This is a genomic window from Nitratireductor luteus (genome assembly GCF_026162365.1).
GTDB classification, from domain to species: Bacteria; Pseudomonadota; Alphaproteobacteria; order Rhizobiales; family Rhizobiaceae; genus Chelativorans; species Chelativorans luteus.
Window position 1 is genome coordinate 114,898 of record NZ_JAOANW010000009.1, and the last position, 15,385, is coordinate 130,282.

At 61.9% G+C, this 15,385-nt stretch carries 17 protein-coding genes; 5 read left to right on the forward strand and 12 right to left on the reverse strand.

Features of this window, described 5'->3' with window-relative positions; translation table 11 throughout:
* Positions 1–17: 17 nt before the first annotated feature.
* From N1058_RS14555 to N1058_RS14595, 9 genes are all read right to left on the reverse strand, one after another.
* Positions 18–317, reverse strand: a complete 300-nt coding sequence (locus tag N1058_RS14555) for a hypothetical protein (RefSeq protein ID WP_265518313.1) — start codon at positions 315–317, stop codon at positions 18–20.
* Between the two features lie 13 nt (positions 318–330).
* Positions 331–1,383, reverse strand: coding sequence for a DUF6352 family protein (locus N1058_RS14560; RefSeq protein WP_265518314.1), 1,053 nt, complete (start codon positions 1,381–1,383; stop codon positions 331–333).
* Positions 1,380–2,117, reverse strand: a complete 738-nt coding sequence (locus N1058_RS14565; protein ID WP_265518315.1) for a biotin/lipoate--protein ligase family protein — start codon at positions 2,115–2,117, stop codon at positions 1,380–1,382. The genes N1058_RS14560 and N1058_RS14565 overlap by 4 nt, the downstream gene beginning before the upstream one ends.
* Positions 2,114–2,305 carry a DUF6494 family protein gene (locus N1058_RS14570; protein ID WP_265518316.1) on the reverse strand — a complete coding sequence of 64 codons (192 nt, stop codon included), beginning with the start codon at positions 2,303–2,305 and terminating at the stop codon, positions 2,114–2,116. Before N1058_RS14570 ends, N1058_RS14565 begins: the two co-directional genes overlap by 4 nt.
* 265 nt (positions 2,306–2,570) lie before the next feature.
* Complete coding sequence (locus N1058_RS14575; protein ID WP_265518317.1) at positions 2,571–3,743, reverse strand: formate dehydrogenase subunit gamma; 1,173 nt, start codon at positions 3,741–3,743, stop codon at positions 2,571–2,573.
* Between the two features lie 139 nt (positions 3,744–3,882).
* A complete protein-coding gene (gene fdh3B / locus N1058_RS14580; RefSeq protein WP_265518319.1) occupies positions 3,883–4,479 on the reverse strand; it encodes a formate dehydrogenase FDH3 subunit beta in 597 nt (198 codons plus the stop codon).
* A 16-nt stretch (positions 4,480–4,495) separates the two neighbouring features.
* Positions 4,496–7,414, reverse strand: a complete 2,919-nt coding sequence (locus N1058_RS14585) for a formate dehydrogenase subunit alpha (protein ID WP_265518321.1) — start codon at positions 7,412–7,414, stop codon at positions 4,496–4,498.
* A gap of 57 nt (positions 7,415–7,471) precedes the next feature.
* Positions 7,472–7,669: a twin-arginine translocation signal domain-containing protein gene (locus N1058_RS14590; protein WP_265518322.1), complete on the reverse strand. Its 198-nt coding sequence runs from the start codon at positions 7,667–7,669 to the stop codon at positions 7,472–7,474.
* 82 nt (positions 7,670–7,751) lie between these two features.
* A complete protein-coding gene (locus tag N1058_RS14595; RefSeq protein ID WP_265518323.1) occupies positions 7,752–8,357 on the reverse strand; it encodes a TorD/DmsD family molecular chaperone in 606 nt (201 codons plus the stop codon).
* Between the two features lie 213 nt (positions 8,358–8,570).
* On the opposite strand from N1058_RS14595, the gene N1058_RS14600 reads away from it, so the two are divergent.
* The 3 genes from N1058_RS14600 to N1058_RS14610 are packed head-to-tail and all read left to right on the forward strand — an operon-like array spanning position 8,571 to position 10,923.
* Positions 8,571–9,278 carry an ABC transporter permease gene (locus N1058_RS14600; RefSeq protein ID WP_265518324.1) on the forward strand — a complete coding sequence of 236 codons (708 nt, stop codon included), beginning with the start codon at positions 8,571–8,573 and terminating at the stop codon, positions 9,276–9,278.
* Positions 9,271–10,065: an ATP-binding cassette domain-containing protein gene (locus N1058_RS14605; protein WP_265518325.1), complete on the forward strand. Its 795-nt coding sequence runs from the start codon at positions 9,271–9,273 to the stop codon at positions 10,063–10,065. Before N1058_RS14600 ends, N1058_RS14605 begins: the two co-directional genes overlap by 8 nt.
* A 24-nt stretch (positions 10,066–10,089) precedes the next feature.
* Positions 10,090–10,923: an ABC transporter substrate-binding protein gene (locus tag N1058_RS14610; RefSeq protein ID WP_420847994.1), complete on the forward strand. Its 834-nt coding sequence runs from the start codon at positions 10,090–10,092 to the stop codon at positions 10,921–10,923.
* A gap of 97 nt (positions 10,924–11,020) precedes the next feature.
* On the opposite strand, the gene N1058_RS14615 is transcribed toward N1058_RS14610, so the two are convergent.
* Genes N1058_RS14615 through N1058_RS14625 form a run of 3 tightly spaced genes read right to left on the reverse strand, consistent with a single transcriptional unit; the run spans position 11,021 to position 13,450 of the window.
* A complete protein-coding gene (locus N1058_RS14615; RefSeq protein WP_265518326.1) occupies positions 11,021–11,911 on the reverse strand; it encodes a helix-turn-helix transcriptional regulator in 891 nt (296 codons plus the stop codon).
* The gene (locus N1058_RS14620) at positions 11,908–12,141 is read right to left on the reverse strand and encodes a sulfurtransferase TusA family protein (protein WP_265518327.1); all 234 of its coding nucleotides are present in this window, start codon (positions 12,139–12,141) and stop codon (positions 11,908–11,910) included. The genes N1058_RS14615 and N1058_RS14620 overlap by 4 nt, the downstream gene beginning before the upstream one ends.
* A gap of 52 nt (positions 12,142–12,193) precedes the next feature.
* On the reverse strand, positions 12,194–13,450 hold the full coding sequence (locus tag N1058_RS14625; RefSeq protein WP_265518328.1) for a molybdopterin molybdotransferase MoeA: 1,257 nt from the start codon (positions 13,448–13,450) through the stop codon (positions 12,194–12,196).
* 196 nt (positions 13,451–13,646) lie between these two features.
* On the opposite strand from N1058_RS14625, the gene fdhD reads away from it, so the two are divergent.
* A complete protein-coding gene (gene fdhD, locus N1058_RS14630; RefSeq protein WP_265518329.1) occupies positions 13,647–14,540 on the forward strand; it encodes a formate dehydrogenase accessory sulfurtransferase FdhD in 894 nt (297 codons plus the stop codon).
* Positions 14,530–15,168 (forward strand): molybdenum cofactor guanylyltransferase MobA, encoded by a 639-nt coding sequence (gene mobA, locus N1058_RS14635; protein ID WP_265518330.1) that lies wholly within the window; start codon positions 14,530–14,532, stop codon positions 15,166–15,168. The genes fdhD and mobA overlap by 11 nt, the downstream gene beginning before the upstream one ends.
* The last annotated feature ends 217 nt before the right edge of the window (positions 15,169–15,385 follow it).

Sequence of the window (15,385 nt, forward strand, 5' to 3'; positions counted from 1 at the left end):
TTGTTCGGGATCATGCTCTAATTTTGCTGCACGCAGAGCGATCGCGCACGTTGCAGCGACAATTCGGCGGCATGCGAATCCATCAGGCCTTGGTCAAGCAGCGCATTAATTTCAGCCTCACGCTTGCCGATGCAATTCGCCACTTCGCTGGGCACCCCCAGATCTGGCAGTTGATCCGCTGCAAGCGGATTGGCGACAGTGCGGCTTTCGGCATTTTGCCACACGAACCAGCCGGCAATGCCAAGCAGGATGGCAAGAATCAGCGCGACGAGGCGCATCCAACGGGCATTTACGATCATGGCTGCGGGAGCTGTCATGCGGTTGGTCCTTTCACTGCCGGTTGTCCCTCACAGGAAGGTTAGTGAGCAGATTTTGCGGCTTCAGCCGCACAAGACTGTCCTTTGTCATGGCCATTCCCAGGTAGACGGGCTTGCCGCGCATCGTATCGATTAGGCGGTCCTGCTCCAGAAACTCCAGGCGGAACAGCGCCATTATCCGTCCCAGTTCGTCCTCGCCAATCGCCCTGCCCTCATAGAGGCCATTGAGTATCTGCGTCGCCTGTGCATCCAGCCCGATATGCCAGCTCCAGCGCTCATCGGTGATAGACCGGACGGCCTGGACGCGCACCGGCAGACGGAAGAAATGGACAATCCAGCGCTCGATCACGCGAGCAAGCGCGTCCTGTCCCGGCTGGGTGAAGCGGAAATCGAGGGCGAAATTGAACTGGTCGGCACGTTCCAGATAACTTCCAGCATTGCCCTCGGTCAGCACATCGAGCGAAACCTCGCGCATCGCTGTTCCCGCCTCGGCAAGCAGCGCGCCCAGCCCACCCAGTCCTCCGGTCTCCGAATACATCTCCACGACTTCGGCGTCGGCAAGCATCAACTGCTCATCGGCAACGGTCGCCTTCTGCTCACGAAAAAAAAACTCCGCCGCGCGCAGGACGAAGGCGTCGCTTTCGCCATCGAGCATGTTGGAGATGACGAGATGGACCAGCTGTTCGATGAAGACCGGCGGAACCTGTGGCGCGCCGGACACGAACAGCGCCCTATAGCCGGCTTCGATCGAACCGTGTTTCAACAGGTGATCGCGGTATTGAAGGAGCAAGCGGTAATTATCGGCCGCGTCCCGGTCGGCGACCGCCGCTAGCTCGGCGTCCGCCACCGGTGCATCCGGGGCACCCATGAGCTTCTCGAACAAAAGGTGCTCGTTGCGGCAACTCGTATCGATGGGATGTATCTCGGGCCGTGTGTAGTAGGCGCGCAGGAGATCCGGCGACACAGCGAGCCAGCCATTGTCGAGCCGGTCGGTCAGATGCAGGCCAGCCGACTTCCAGATCGGCTTGCGGTCACTGTCTGGCCGCGCATGGATCGCCTCGGTCACGGACAGGGCTCCATCGCATCTACAAGTGGAACAGCATGTGTCGAACGGTGGGCCTTGAGAAGAAGGCTGCCATGCTCATCCAGCCCCATCATCGTCCCGGCCTGTTTTCCTCCGGGCAGCGCGAGATTGACGGGACTTTCCAAATCTTGCGCGCGCGATAGCCATGATTGATGCACAGGGGGAAACCCATCCTGAAGCCAGGTATCGATCCATGCCAGAAAGTGGCGCGCCACCGCTTCAATCAAGACTGTGCGGTCAAGTTCGCCACAGCCTTCCTCATGGAGGGCGGTGCTGTCCGGATGGAGGCCCGGATCGCCTTCACCTGTGGGCGATTCAAGGGCAAGATTGAAGCCGACGATCAACTTGTCGGGAACCAGCGACGGCGCCATGCCACCTGGAACGGCAACCGAAACGCAACCGACAACACCGCCATTGGCCAGCACCGCGAACGGCCAGCGGAAGGTGATGGCGAGAGCGGGCGGGCCGATCGCGCCCAGCGCGTCGCCGATGGCGACCATCAGGACCGGCGCCATCTGGATTGCCGTGGAAAGCGGAACTTCGGGTTCGAGCACGAAGGCTGCCGCCGCTCGGTTTGTATCCGTTGACCAGAATAGATCCCCTGCCCCGCTCTCAGCTCCAGCCGCCGCTGCGATGGCCGCAGCCATCGGCTCTTGCCCGTCGACGACAGCCAAATCCTTGAAGACCGGCGGAAACTGGGGGCTGGCTACGCTCACGGCAGTTCGATCTCTCCTGCCACGACGTGGTTCAATTCGGTGCCTTCGGCCGTCAGCACCATCTTGACCTTCAGCTTGCCCTGACCCGCCTTGCCGGAGCGGACGATTTCTTCGATCTGGCGCTGCGAGGTCACACCGACCTGCTTCAAGAACTTGCGTAATGACATATTGAAAGCTTCTTCGCTCATCGGTTTCCTCCTCGATGTCCTTTGAAATAGGCTGGTTGAAAGATTTGGCATTTGCCTGCTGCGGCGCCCGCCGCTCGCTGGTGCCCATTCACGGGAGCCTGACATTATCCGTTGAATAGGCCCTTCCCGCCGATGTCTCAAACTGCGAATTGAGAACGAAACCAGCGCCAAGGGCGATGACCAGCAGGATCACGACGCTCAAGAGGAAAGCTCTCATTATTGCCCGTTCTCCACTATCCCATGGCTCTTGGTGTCATTGACCTACCTACTCGGCGGGCTGAGGTTTCACGTCGTTGGACGAACGAGCCTCCGCCTTCTCGATCTGCTCGACCCAGAGCGAATGATGCTCCCTGGCCCAGTTAAGATCGACGTCGCCGCTGCCCATCGCATCATATGCCCCTTCCATACCGATCGTTCCGATATAGATGTGTGCAAGGATGACGCAAATCATGAAGACGGCCATGATCGCATGCCAAACCGAGTTGAACTGTTGCTCCTGGATCGGCGTATAGGGCGGCTCGGGCAACCCGAGCCAAGCGGGAATATCGATGCCGATCGCCGAAAGAGCCACGAATGTGTCGGTGAAGTAGGCGTGCTCGAACGGGAACAGCAGCGCCCAGCCCGACAGGGAGACCGACAGACCGCAGATCACGACGAGCCAGAAAATGATCTTCTGCCCCGCATTGAACTTCCGGGCCGGGGGATGCACTCCCTTGCTGAACATTCCGCCGCCCTTCGCGATCCAGATCAGATCCTGCCTGTTGGGAACGTTGTGCACGATCCACATAACAAATGCGACAGCCAGGCCGAGCATGAAGGCAAAAGCGACATAATTGTGTGTCTGCTTGAGGAAACCCGCCATCGGGCCGAAGGCATCCTTGCCCATCAGCGGCAGGATCAATTCGCGCCCGAATGAAATGTTGAGGCCACTGATGGCGAGGATGATAAAGGAAAGCGCCATCAGCCAATGAGCTGTTCGCTCGATCGTGCTGAATCGCTTGATCCTGACGCCTGACAAGCCATGCTCGACGCGGATGCGACCGCGAAACGCAAAAAACAGCGCCAATAAGAGCAGCGTCCCGATCATCGCCAGGCCGAGATAATCGAACATAGGCCCATTGCGCAGAAGCCGCCAGTTCTCCCCGTCGGACTGGACGAGCGTGGCCGCGTTCCGGTCGGGAATGGAGACCGTGCCGGCAACGCCCTGGCGCACCGCCCGCCAGGTCTCGGAGTCGGATGTCGTGCCAAGCGCATCACCGGGCACCGCACCGCCGACCGGACCGGCATCGCCGTTAACCGCTCCCTCGGGCGGACGTACCGAACTTTGTGCCAGCCCTGCGCTGGTCAGCGCTATGGAAACGAGCGCTGCGCAAACCAGTAGCCATAACCCCGAGAAAATGTGCGGGAGCCAAACACGCAGTGCCCTCAGACTGGACATTTTGTTTTCCTCCAATGCACTTTGGATTGTGCCGCCTGACGGGACTGGGTGCAAGAGACGGGCGGCACGCGATACGAGCCGCCCGTTATTAAATGGAGCAAGCCATACGAGGGCCCTTGCTCCGTCTTACGCAGCCAGGTCAGCCGCCCACTTTTCTCTCGTAGGCCGTGCCCCATCCCCAGGCGCCGGAGCCGAAGCCGCGCGCCACGACACGCTCACGGTAGATATTCGAAACAGTGTCGCCATCGCCGGCCAGGAGCGCCTTGGTCGAGCACATTTCCGCACATAGCGGCAGCTTGCCTTCCGCAAGACGATTGCGGCCGTATTTTTGGAATTCGGCCGCTGAATTGTCCTCCTCTGGACCGCCCGCACAGAAGGTGCATTTGTCCATCTTGCCCCGCGAGCCGAAATTGGAAGCTTGCGGATATTGCGGCGCGCCGAACGGGCATGCGTAGAAGCAGTAACCGCACCCGATGCACAAATCCTTGGAATGCAGCACCACGCCATCGGCTGTCTGGTAGAAGCAGTCGACCGGGCAAACCGCCATGCACGGCGCATCCGAGCAATGCATGCAGGCAACCGATATGGAGCGCTCGCCCGGCTTGCCGTCATTGATGGTGACAACCCGCCTGCGATTGACGCCCCAAGGCACCTCATGTTCGTTCTTGCACGCGGTGACGCAGGCGTTGCACTCGATGCAACGCTCGGCGTCGCAGAGGAATTTCATTCTTGCCATGGTTTGATTCCTCTCATTACGCTCGTTCGATCCGACACAGCGTCGTCTTGGTTTCCTGCATCTGGGTCACCGAATCGTATCCGTAGGTCTGGGCGGTGTTGCAGGCTTCACCGAGGACATAGGGATCGGCTCCTTCGGGATATTTGTGGCGCAGGTCCTCGCCCTGGAAATAGCCGCCGAAATGGAACGGCGTGAAGACAACACCCCTTCCCACGCGCTCCGTGATCATCGCCATGACGCGAATCTTGCCGCCTTCCGGACTGTGCAGCCACACCGTGTCGCGGTCCCTGAGGCCAAGATCGTTAGCGTCGGCGGGGTTGATCTCGACGAACATGTCCTGCTGCAGTTCGGCGAGCCACGGGTTCGACCGCGTTTCATCGCCGCCGCCTTCATATTCGACCAGCCGTCCCGACGTCATGATCATCGGGAAATCCTTGGAGAAATCTCTCTCCTGGATAGAGGCATAGGCCGTCGGCACTCGCCAGAAGGTCTTGTCCTCCCAGGTCGGATAGTCGGCGACGAGATCCCGGCGCGGCGTATAGAGCGGCTCACGATGGAGCGGGATCGGATCGGGGAACGTCCACACCACCGCACGGGCCTTGGCGTTGCCGTATGGCGCACAGCCATGCTTGATCGCAACGCGCTGGATGCCGCCGGAAAGGTCGGTCTTCCAGTTCACTGCGTCGACTTTCTCCTGATCGTCGGAACCGGCGACCATCCTGATGCTTTCCATCTCCTCGGGCGTCAGATCGCTGTCCCATCCCAGCTCACGCAGCATTGCCATGGTGAACTCGGGATAACCGTCCTCGATCTCCGAGCCTACCGGCCACGAGCCTTCGGCGAGCAGATTGTCGCCATCGCGCTCGACGCCGAAACGCGCCCGGAAACCCATGCCGCCTTCGGCGACGGGGATCGACGTGTCGTAAAGGTTCGCCGAGCCCGGATGCTTCATCTCCGGCGTGCCCCAGCATGGCCACGGCATACCATAGAACTCTCCGTCATGCGGACCGCCAAGGGCGCGCAGCGTGGTCTTGTCGAAGGTCTGCTGATGGGCCATGTGCGATTTCAGCCGCTCTGGCGACTGGCCGGTATAGCCGATCGTCCACATGCCGCGATTGTATTCGCGGGTGAGATCCTCGATCAGCGGTTCCTCGCCGTTAACCTGGATGTTGCGGAACATGCGGTCGGCAAATCCGAACTTCTGCGCGAACTTGTACATGATGGTCTGGTCGGGCAGCGATTCGAACAATGGCTCGACCACTTTTTCACGCCATTGCAGCGATCGGTTGGAAGCCGTCACCGAGCCGGAAGTCTCGAACTGGGTTGCCGCCGGCAGAAGGTAGACGCCGTCCTGCCGATCCTGCAGCACGGCCGTCATGGTCGGATAGGGATCGATGACGACGAGCATGTCGAGCATGCCCATGGCCTTCTGCATTTCCGGGAGCCTGGTCTGCGAGTTCGGCGCATGGCCCCAGAACACCATGACCTTGGTATTATCGGGCTGCACGAGGTTTTCCTTGGCTTCCAGCACGCCGTCGATCCAGCGCGAGACCGGAATCCCAGACTCGTTCATCATCGGCTTGTCTTCACCGTTGGCACTCTGAAGTACGGCAAACCGACCCTTGAGCCAGTCAAGGTCTTCTTCCCATACTCTCGCCCAGTGCGCCCACGAGCCGTCGGTCAGGCCGTAATAGCCCGGCAGCGTGTCGGCCAGCACGCCGAGGTCGGTCGCACCCTGCACATTGTCATGGCCGCGGAAGATGTTGGTACCGCCGCCCGCCATGCCGACATTTCCGAGCGCAAGCTGCAGGATGCAGTAGGCGCGGGTGTTGTTGTTGCCGGTGGTGTGCTGCGTGCCGCCCATGCACCAGATGAGGGTGCCGGGCCGATTCTCGGCCAGGGTGCGGGCGACCCGCTCGACCTGCGAGCCGGGAACGCCAGTGACACGTTCAACCTCGTCAGGCGTCCATTTGGCGACTTCGGTCCGGATCTGGTCCATGCCCCACACCCGGCTCTGGATATATTGCCTGTCCTCCCAGCCATTTTCGAAGATGTGATAGAGGATGCCCCAGATCAGGGCGACGTCGGTGCCGGGCCGCAGGCGCACATATTCATCGGCATGCGCGGCCGTTCGCGTAAACCGCGGATCGGCGACGATGAAGGGAGCGTTGTTCTCCTCCTTTGCCTTCAGCAGATGCAGAAGCGAAACCGGATGGGCCTCGGCGGGATTGCCGCCGATCAGGAAGATCGCCCTCGAATTGTGGATATCGTTGTAAGAATTGGTCATCGCGCCATAGCCCCAGGTGTTGGCGACACCTGCGACCGTGGTCGAGTGGCAAATCCGCGCCTGGTGGTCGACGTTGTTGGAGCCCCAATAGGCGGCCAGTTTGCGGATGAGATAAGCCTGCTCATTGGAATGCTTGGCCGAGCCCAGCCAGTAGACCGAGTCGGGACCGGAAGTTTCCCGCACCTCGAGCATCTTGTCGCCAATCTCGTTGATGGCTTCGTCCCAGCTGACGCGCTGCCATTTTCCACCGACTAGCTTCATCGGATATTTCAGGCGCCGCTCGCCATGCGCGTGCTCACGCACCGATGCGCCCTTGGCGCAATGGGCGCCGAGATTGAACGGGGAATCGAATCCGGGTTCCTGTCCGATCCACACGCCGTTGGAAACTTCCGCAATGACGGTGCAACCGACCGAGCAATGGGTGCACACGGACTTCTTGATCTCGACGTTTCCTGTGCCTGCGGCACCCTGGGCCTCCGCCTTGCGCACCATTCCGCCCGAAAGGGACGAGATCGCCGTCATCCCGCCGATGGCGAGACCTGAACGCTTCAGGAAAGTGCGGCGATCGACCGCCGCGTTTCCAAGCTCCGACAGCGCAGATGACAACCGGGGACCTCTCGCCGCTCCATTTGCCTTCTTCCTGAGCATGGTCGTCTCCATTCTTCCGTTGCAGCCGTCTGCAAACCGGTTTTCTTGTCAGCGGCGTCAGAAACGCGCCGACTTGTAGAACGCCTTCACATGATCGGTTTCCATATAGCCTGCGTCGGAAGACTTGGATTTTGCCTCCACCGCCTCGGCTTTCTTGCCGGTCACGAGCGCCGTGCCACCGGCAACGCTCCCGAGACCTGCAAATTTAAGGAAAGTTCGACGATCCGTTTTGGCGTTTTCGGCCTTGGCCATCATGTCTGTCTCCTTTTCGCCGGCCTGCTTTGATTCTTCCGTCCGGCCGGGCAACTTCACCGTGGCATTGCGATGTCGAAGTGCACTACATCTCGAATGCCGCCACTTCGATCTCCATGAAAAGTCTGCCGATCGTGCCTACGGGGCGGTAAAGCCGCGCGGCTCGCGCCGTTTCGAGATCTGCGTAGAAATGCGGCGTCCATGATCCGACATGCTTATCGAAAAACTCTTTCTGGACAGCCAGCGGCTGCGGCTCGCCAAAGGCGCCGTCGATCAGGCCCGCCATCATATCCATCAGCGCCCCTGCATGATCTTCCGGCTCCGCCGCTTCGGGCGAGCGACCAATGCCCAGCGGCACCATGTCATTGCGCAGACGTGCCAGCGGCTTCTCGTGCAAAAACCCCGTCAGGTAATAGGATGCATAGGGAACGAGTTCGCCGCGGCCGACCCCGATGAAGAGATCGTGATACTCTTCGCTCGCCTCGTCGGCAGACATCGCACCGGCCGTTGCCGAAAGCTCCCCGATCGCGCGGCCCAGTTCCGTATCGTCGCCGGAAAGCTCGCTCAGCGTCTGCAGCAATTGGAAATCAGGCGGGGCCGACAGGATCCGTGCGAGCAATCGGTAGAGATCAGCTCTCAACCGCTCAGACCCGGCCAGCATTGTCGACTTGGCGACATTTTGAATCGGCAACTGGCACCTCCCGAAATAAATAAAGCAACAAATCAAGAGATTTACAATGATACTTGCCATCAATTTGACGGCATCGGCGATTTATTTAACTAGACTTATTAGGTCATGTTTTCATTGCTTCTTGAACCCTCAGCTTACATGACGGTAGACTCCTCAAGCATCCTCCTTCATAATTTCCTGGCATAACGAATTTTCTGAAAGTATCATCCAATTATGCAGGATTTTGCATCATCGTTCTTCCTGGCTGTCAGCCTGATCCTGTCGGGCGATCCTGAGCTATGGTCGATCGTCCTGCTCTCCCTGAAGGTCTCGCTGACTGCCGTTGCCATCGCCGCGATGATCGGCATGCCGATCGGCGCAGCCTTGGGAGTAGGACGCTTTGCCGGCAGGCGGGCCCTCATCGTCCTGATAAACGCGCTCATGGGCCTGCCGCCTGTGGTGGTCGGCCTGATGGTCTACCTCTTGCTGTCGAACAGCGGCCCGCTCGGCGTTCTGCAACTGCTTTACACACCCACCGCCATGATCATCGCGCAGGTCATCCTGGTCACGCCGATCGTCGCCGCCCTGACGCGACAGGTGGTCGAAGATCTGGATGCCGAATATGCCGAACAGTTGCGTTCGATGGGCGTATCGCGCCTTGCCTCGGTTCCCACGCTCCTGTGGGACGGGAGGACCAGCTTGATGACAGCGGTTCTCGCCGGCTTCGGCCGCGCGACCGCCGAGGTCGGCGCGGTCATCATCGTCGGCGGCAACATCAACCACGTCACCCGCGTCATGACGACAGCGATCGCGCTCGAAACCTCGAAGGGCAATCTGGCGCTGGCACTGGCGCTCGGAGCCATCCTCATGCTCATCGCTATTTCCGTAAACGCGGCGGTAGGCCTCTTGGGCGTCAGGTCGGAGCGTGTCGCTCATGCCTGACGCCGCCCTCGCCCATTCCCTCGAGCCCCGCATCGCCCCAGCGGAAGGTTCGGCCGGAGCGGATACCGGCTCCGTCCTGCCGGTGAGCGCGGCGGGCCTGGTTTTCACCGTGAATGGCAAACGCCTCGTTGATATCGACCGTCTGACGCTGCGGGCGGGCGGGCCGACCATCATCATGGGGCCGAACGGCGCCGGCAAGAGCCTGCTCTTGCGCCTTCTGCACGGCCTCATCGAGGCCAGCGAAGGTACGGTGCTATTCAACACCCAACCGATGAATGCGCGGGTGCGCCGCCGGCAGGCCATGGTATTTCAGCGTCCGGTGGTCCTGCGCCGCTCGGTGCAGGCCAATATTGATTATGCGCTGGCCGCCGCACAGGGATACCGCGGGCCCAGCCGGCGCGGACGGCTGCGCGAACTTCTCGAAATGGGCGGGCTGGCCGACATGGCGCGGCAGCGCGCGCGCACGCTTTCCGGCGGGGAGCAACAGCGGCTCGCCCTGGTGCGCGCAGTTGCCGCCTCACCCGATCTGCTCTTCCTGGACGAGCCGACATCGAGCCTCGATCCCGCCTCGACGCATCGGATCGAAGCCCTGATCCACCGCTTTGCGGACGAAGGCACGAAGATCGTGATGGTGACGCATGATCTGGGCCAAGCGCGCCGTCTCGCCGGCGAGGTCGTGTTCATGCATCGCGGGAAAGTAACCGAGCAAACGCCGGCGAATGTCTTTTTCGACGCTCCCTCATCACCGGCAGCCCGAGACTTCATCACCGGCGGGCTGCTGGTTTGAACAAATTCAGATTTGGAGGAAACGATGGTAAATCCGCGCCCGCTGCTCGCCTTTGCCGCCATGCTGGCCATCCACTTTATAGTGGGACCGGCCGTAAGCGTGGCGCAAGACCGCTTTATCATCGTCCAGTCGACGACATCGACGGAGAATTCCGGCCTGTTCGATACGATCCTCCCGGCATTCGCCGATGAATCCGGCATCGAGGTGCGTGTCGTCGCGGTTGGCACGGGCCAGGCGATCAAGAATGCTCAAAACGGCGACGGCGACGTTCTTCTGGTGCATGCCAGGCCAGCGGAGGAAAAGTTCGTCGCCGACGGGTGGGGCGTGCAACGGTTCGACGTGATGTACAACGATTTCGTCGTGGTCGGACCGGAGGATGATCCTGCCGGCGTCGGCGGATCACGGGATGCTGTCGCCGCGCTGCGGAAAATCGGAGAAAGCAAGGCGCCCTTCGCCTCGCGCGGCGACGATTCGGGCACGCACAAGGCCGAACTGCAGCTGTGGAAGGAGACCGGGATCGATGTCGGGTCGGCGTCGGGAGAATGGTACCGCGAGACCGGCTCCGGAATGGGGGCGACGCTCAACACCGCAATTGGCATGGGCGCCTATGCGCTGACCGACCGCGCCACCTGGATCTCCTATGGGAACAAGGCCGGCCACAAAGTATTGGTCGAAGGCGATCCGAAGCTCTTCAATCAATACGGCGTCATTCTCGTCAATCCGGACAAGCACCCCAACGTGAAGGCAGAGGAAGGGCAGGCTTTCATCGACTGGCTGACGGGTCCGGAAGGCCAGGCAGCCATCGCCGGCTTCAAGGACGGCGACCAGCAGCTCTTTTTTCCGAACGCCCGGAGATAGAGCCATTCCACGAAAAGTCGAAGCCGGTTTTCCGTCCGGAGTTGCGTAGAGTGATACAGCTGGATCGGTTCAGCGTTTCCGTGAGACAGTGAATCGATCACCCTGCATCGCTGTTGAAATGGACGCGCCCAAGCCCACTGATATCGTAACCCATCAGTTCGCCGGCCCGGTCGGCAAACGGCTTTCCCGAAAGAAAGCGCATGAAAGTCTGAAACGGCGCTTCGAAATAGTCACGGCGCCAGACCAATATGTCGAACCGCTCCTCGAGAAGCGGTACGAAGCCAAGACGATAGCGCGCCGCCATCGCCGCCAGGCCGAAGGCCACATGAGCCTTGTCCTCCTGCACCTGCAGCGCGGCCTCGTCCTCCGTGAGCGCCGGAGAGGCGGGCCCCGCCAATGCTGCCACGTCGATACCCGCCTCTCCGGCTAAGGTCTCGAACAGGCGCTGGCTGGCGGCGCTCCGCTGGCGGCGCACGACACGGAGACCGGCAATGTCGCGCAAGCCCGTCACCGCCTGAGGATTGCCCGCGGCCACGACCAGGCCACGCTGACGGCGCGCGAACTCGATCAGCACCGTTGGCCGATCGCCCACCGCGCGCCTCGCCGTGTCGGTGTTCCACGCCCCCTCACCCTCATGCACATGCATGGCGCAGGCAACCGCCTCCCCGCGGGAAAGGCGCTCCACGCCATCCAGGCTGCCGTCGAAAAAGGCTGCGATGCCGCTGCCGGATTCGCGCAACGCCCACTCGAGCAGCGGATCGTGGCTGCCGGCCAGGATCAGCGGCACGCGTGCGGTCGGTGCCGTCGGTCCGGAACGCGAGGCCGCAATCCAGGCCGCGACCTCGCCGCGCGGGAACAAGAGTTTGCCGACGACCCGGACGCAAGGCACATCACCGCTGGCGGCAAGGTCATAGACCTTGCGCTCCTTGATGCGCAGCAGATCGGCAAGCTCGCGCGTGGTCAGGTAATCGGGTTCCGTCGCCGTCATGCCGCCCCGGCCTTCTCGATGCGGAAGATGAGGCGGTCGCCATCGCGAAGCGAGCCCTCGAGCCGGTCGCCGGTTTCGTTGAGCAGGTTGGGAATGTCGATTGCCGCCAGCGGATCGGTGCAATGGACTTCGAGCCGGCTGCCCGGCGTCAGCCGGCTCAGCGCCTTGCGCGTCTTGAGAGCTGGAAGCGGGCATTTCAGCCCCGAGAGATCGAGAATATCGGTTGTCATGACGCGACGTTGGTCCAGCCCGGCGTGCTTGTCAATTTGCCGCCTGTCATGGTCAGAACATGCTCGAATATGGGAGGAACCGCACCGTATCGCCGCGGCTTACCTCGACGGTCTCTTCATCGAGCTCGATCAGCCCGTCCGTTTCGACGAGCGAGGACAGGAGACCTGCGCCTTCGCGCGGAAACTTTACCGCTTCCATAACGCCATCCTCGCCCGGTCGAAGATTGGCGCGCACATATTCCCTGCGCCCCGGCTTCTTGCGATAGGTGAATGCTGCGCGTAGCGGCGTGAACAGCGGGGGCGGATCGATTGCGCCGGCGAGCGCCAGCACCGCCGCACGGGCAATATGGGCGAAGGTGACGAAGCTCGCCACCGGATTGCCAGGCAGTCCGATGAACGGCATGCCCCTGACCACACCCATGGCAACAGGCCGGCCGGGCTTGATCGCCACGCGCCAGAAGACCAGGGACCCGACGCTCTCTACCGCGGCTTTCACGTAATCTGCCTCGCCGGTCGAAACGCCGCCGGACGCGAGAATAAGATCATAATCCGCCGCGGCGTTCTCCAGCGCATCGGCGATGGGCGCTTGATCATCATCCAGAATGCCGAAATCGCCGACGGCGCAGCCGAGCCGTGCGAGCATCGCCGTCAGCATGAAGCGGTTGGAATCGAAGAGCTGCGCAGGCCCGCGCGCGGCACCCGGCTCCACGATCTCGTTGCCGGTCGAAAACACGGCCACGCGGACCGGGCGGCGAACCTTCACTGCGGTCACGCCCAGTGCGGCCGCCAGCGCAACGTCCTGCGGGCGCAGCCGCTGCCCCTGCCGCAGCACGGTCTGGCCCTGCGCGATGTCTTCGCCTTGCGGGCGCACATTAGCGCCACGGCGCAGGCCGGGCGGCAGGATCACGCGGCCCTCGCCGGCCTGTTGCACGTCCTCCTGCATGAAAACCGTGTCGGCGCCTTCGGGCATCGGCGCGCCGGTGAAGATGCGCACGGTCTGACCAGCGGCAATCCTCAAGCGCTCGGGCGAACCCGCCTGCAAACGCCCGGAAACAGCGAACGCACGCGGCGCATCCCGCGGAATCTCGCCGCCGGCCAGCGCATAGCCATCGACCGCCGAATTGGTGTAGGGCGGCAGCGCGATCGGCGCGACAATGTTTTCGGCCAGCACCCGGCCGTCGGCCGAAGCGATCGGAACGCTCTCCGTCTCCTCCACCGCGCCGAGCCGCGATCGGATCAGCGCAACGGTTTCGTCGACCGGCATCAGCGGACCGCCGAAGGCAAAGCAGTCGTCGGAAAGTTGCGCCATGAGGCTGTCAGTCTCCTTGCCGCGAGCTGATGGGAAGAATCGGAGTTGGAATACCGCCCTGCATCCCCGAATCCTCCCGGACCTTGCTACAACTAGCAAATCATTTGCCGCGCCCCACATGCAATAGCGCTGCGCCAAAGCGATTTCTTTTCCCAGGCGGATGCTTTAGTTCTAAGGCGTGACTGCTGGAGAAGACATGTACGAGACAACCGCCGGAAATCAATCCCTGACGATCATGCCCCGGCCTGAAGATCCGCGCCTGACCGAGCGCGTGGCGGGCATCGATCACACCGGCCAGCCGATCGAGGTGAACGTTCCGGTCGAGCGCGCCCTGACGCTCTATCTGAACGCCCAGGAGATCGTCACCATGATGACGATCAACGACTATCCCGAATATCTGGCGCTCGGCTATCTGCTCAACCAGAACATGCTCAAGCCGGACGACGTGGTGACCGGCGTCGACTACGACGAGGACATCGAAACCGTCGTCGTGCGCACCGAACGCAACACCAATTACGAGCAGAAGCTGAAGAAGAAGACGCTCACCTCGGGCTGCGCCCAGGGCACCGCCTTCGGCGACCTCATGGAGGCCATCGACCACATCATGCTGCCGGAGGCGGAATTGCGCACCTCCTGGCTCTACGAGATGACCCGCACCATCAACACGACGCCTTCGCTTTATCTCGAAGCCGGCGCGATCCACGGCTGCGTGCTTTGCGTCAAGGGCGAGCCCGTCTGCTATATGGAAGATGTTGGCCGCCACAATGCCGTCGACAAGATTGCCGGCTGGATGTTCCGCCACGGCGTCGATGCCGGCGACAAGATCCTCTATACGACCGGCCGCCTCACATCCGAAATGACGATCAAGACAGTGCGCATGGGCATTCCGATCCTGGTATCCCGCTCCGGCTTCACCGCCTGGGGCGTGGCCCTTGCCCGTCAGGTCGGCCTGACCCTGGTCGGGCGCGCGCGCGGCAAGCGCTTCACCGTTCTGTCCGGCCAGGAGCGCCTGGTCTACGACCAGGATCTTGCGGCGGTCGAAGAAGAATCTCCCCGCCACCAGCGCAAGGCTGCCGGCAATGCCGATTGAGGGGCCGACTGAAGCGCCCGCGGTGGGCGTCGTTCTGGCCGGCGGGCTCGCCCGGCGCATGGGCGGCGGCGACAAGACCATGCGCACGATCGCCGGGCGGCCGATTCTCGACCTGATCGTCGAGCGTCTGCGGCCGCAATGCGATGCGCTGATCCTCAACGCCAATGGCGATCCGATGCGCTTCGCCGGTTTCGGCCTGCCGGTTGTCGCCGACAGCGTGGCGGATTTTCCCGGCCCCCTCGCCGGCGTGCTTGCCGCGCTCGACTGGACTGCGAACAACCTGCCCGACAACAACTGGGTCGTCAGCGTAGCTGGCGACTGCCCGTTCCTGCCGCGCGACCTCGTCGCTGGCCTGCAGCAGGCACGGCGGAAAGAAGGCGCCGAGCTTGCGGTGGCGGCCTCGAACGAGCGGACGCATCCCGTGATCGGATTGTGGGACGTCAAGCTTCGCCATGCCCTGCGGCAGGCGCTGGTAGAGGAGGAAATCCGCAAGATCGACCGCTGGACCGCCCGCTACCGCGTTGCCGCCGTTAACTGGCCGACCGACCCCATCGATCCCTTTTTCAACGTCAACACCGTCGATGACTGGGGCGAAGCCGAACGCGCAGCAGCGATTGCGCTGAAATAAAAAGCCTCAACTTCTCTCCGGCCCCTGGTTTGCAGTTCAAATGAGGTTGTCCAATCGCTGTGAGCCCACCGCGGGAACGCAGCCCGGCAGTTCCGCCTCCGGCCCCGGCAAGACATCGCAGTGTAGCGAACTGCCGCTACGGTTTTGCCGCAGAGCCTGTCAGGGTTTTAATCCTCCAAAACCATCTAATTCTCGCTTAAAATCAACGAGTTGCGCG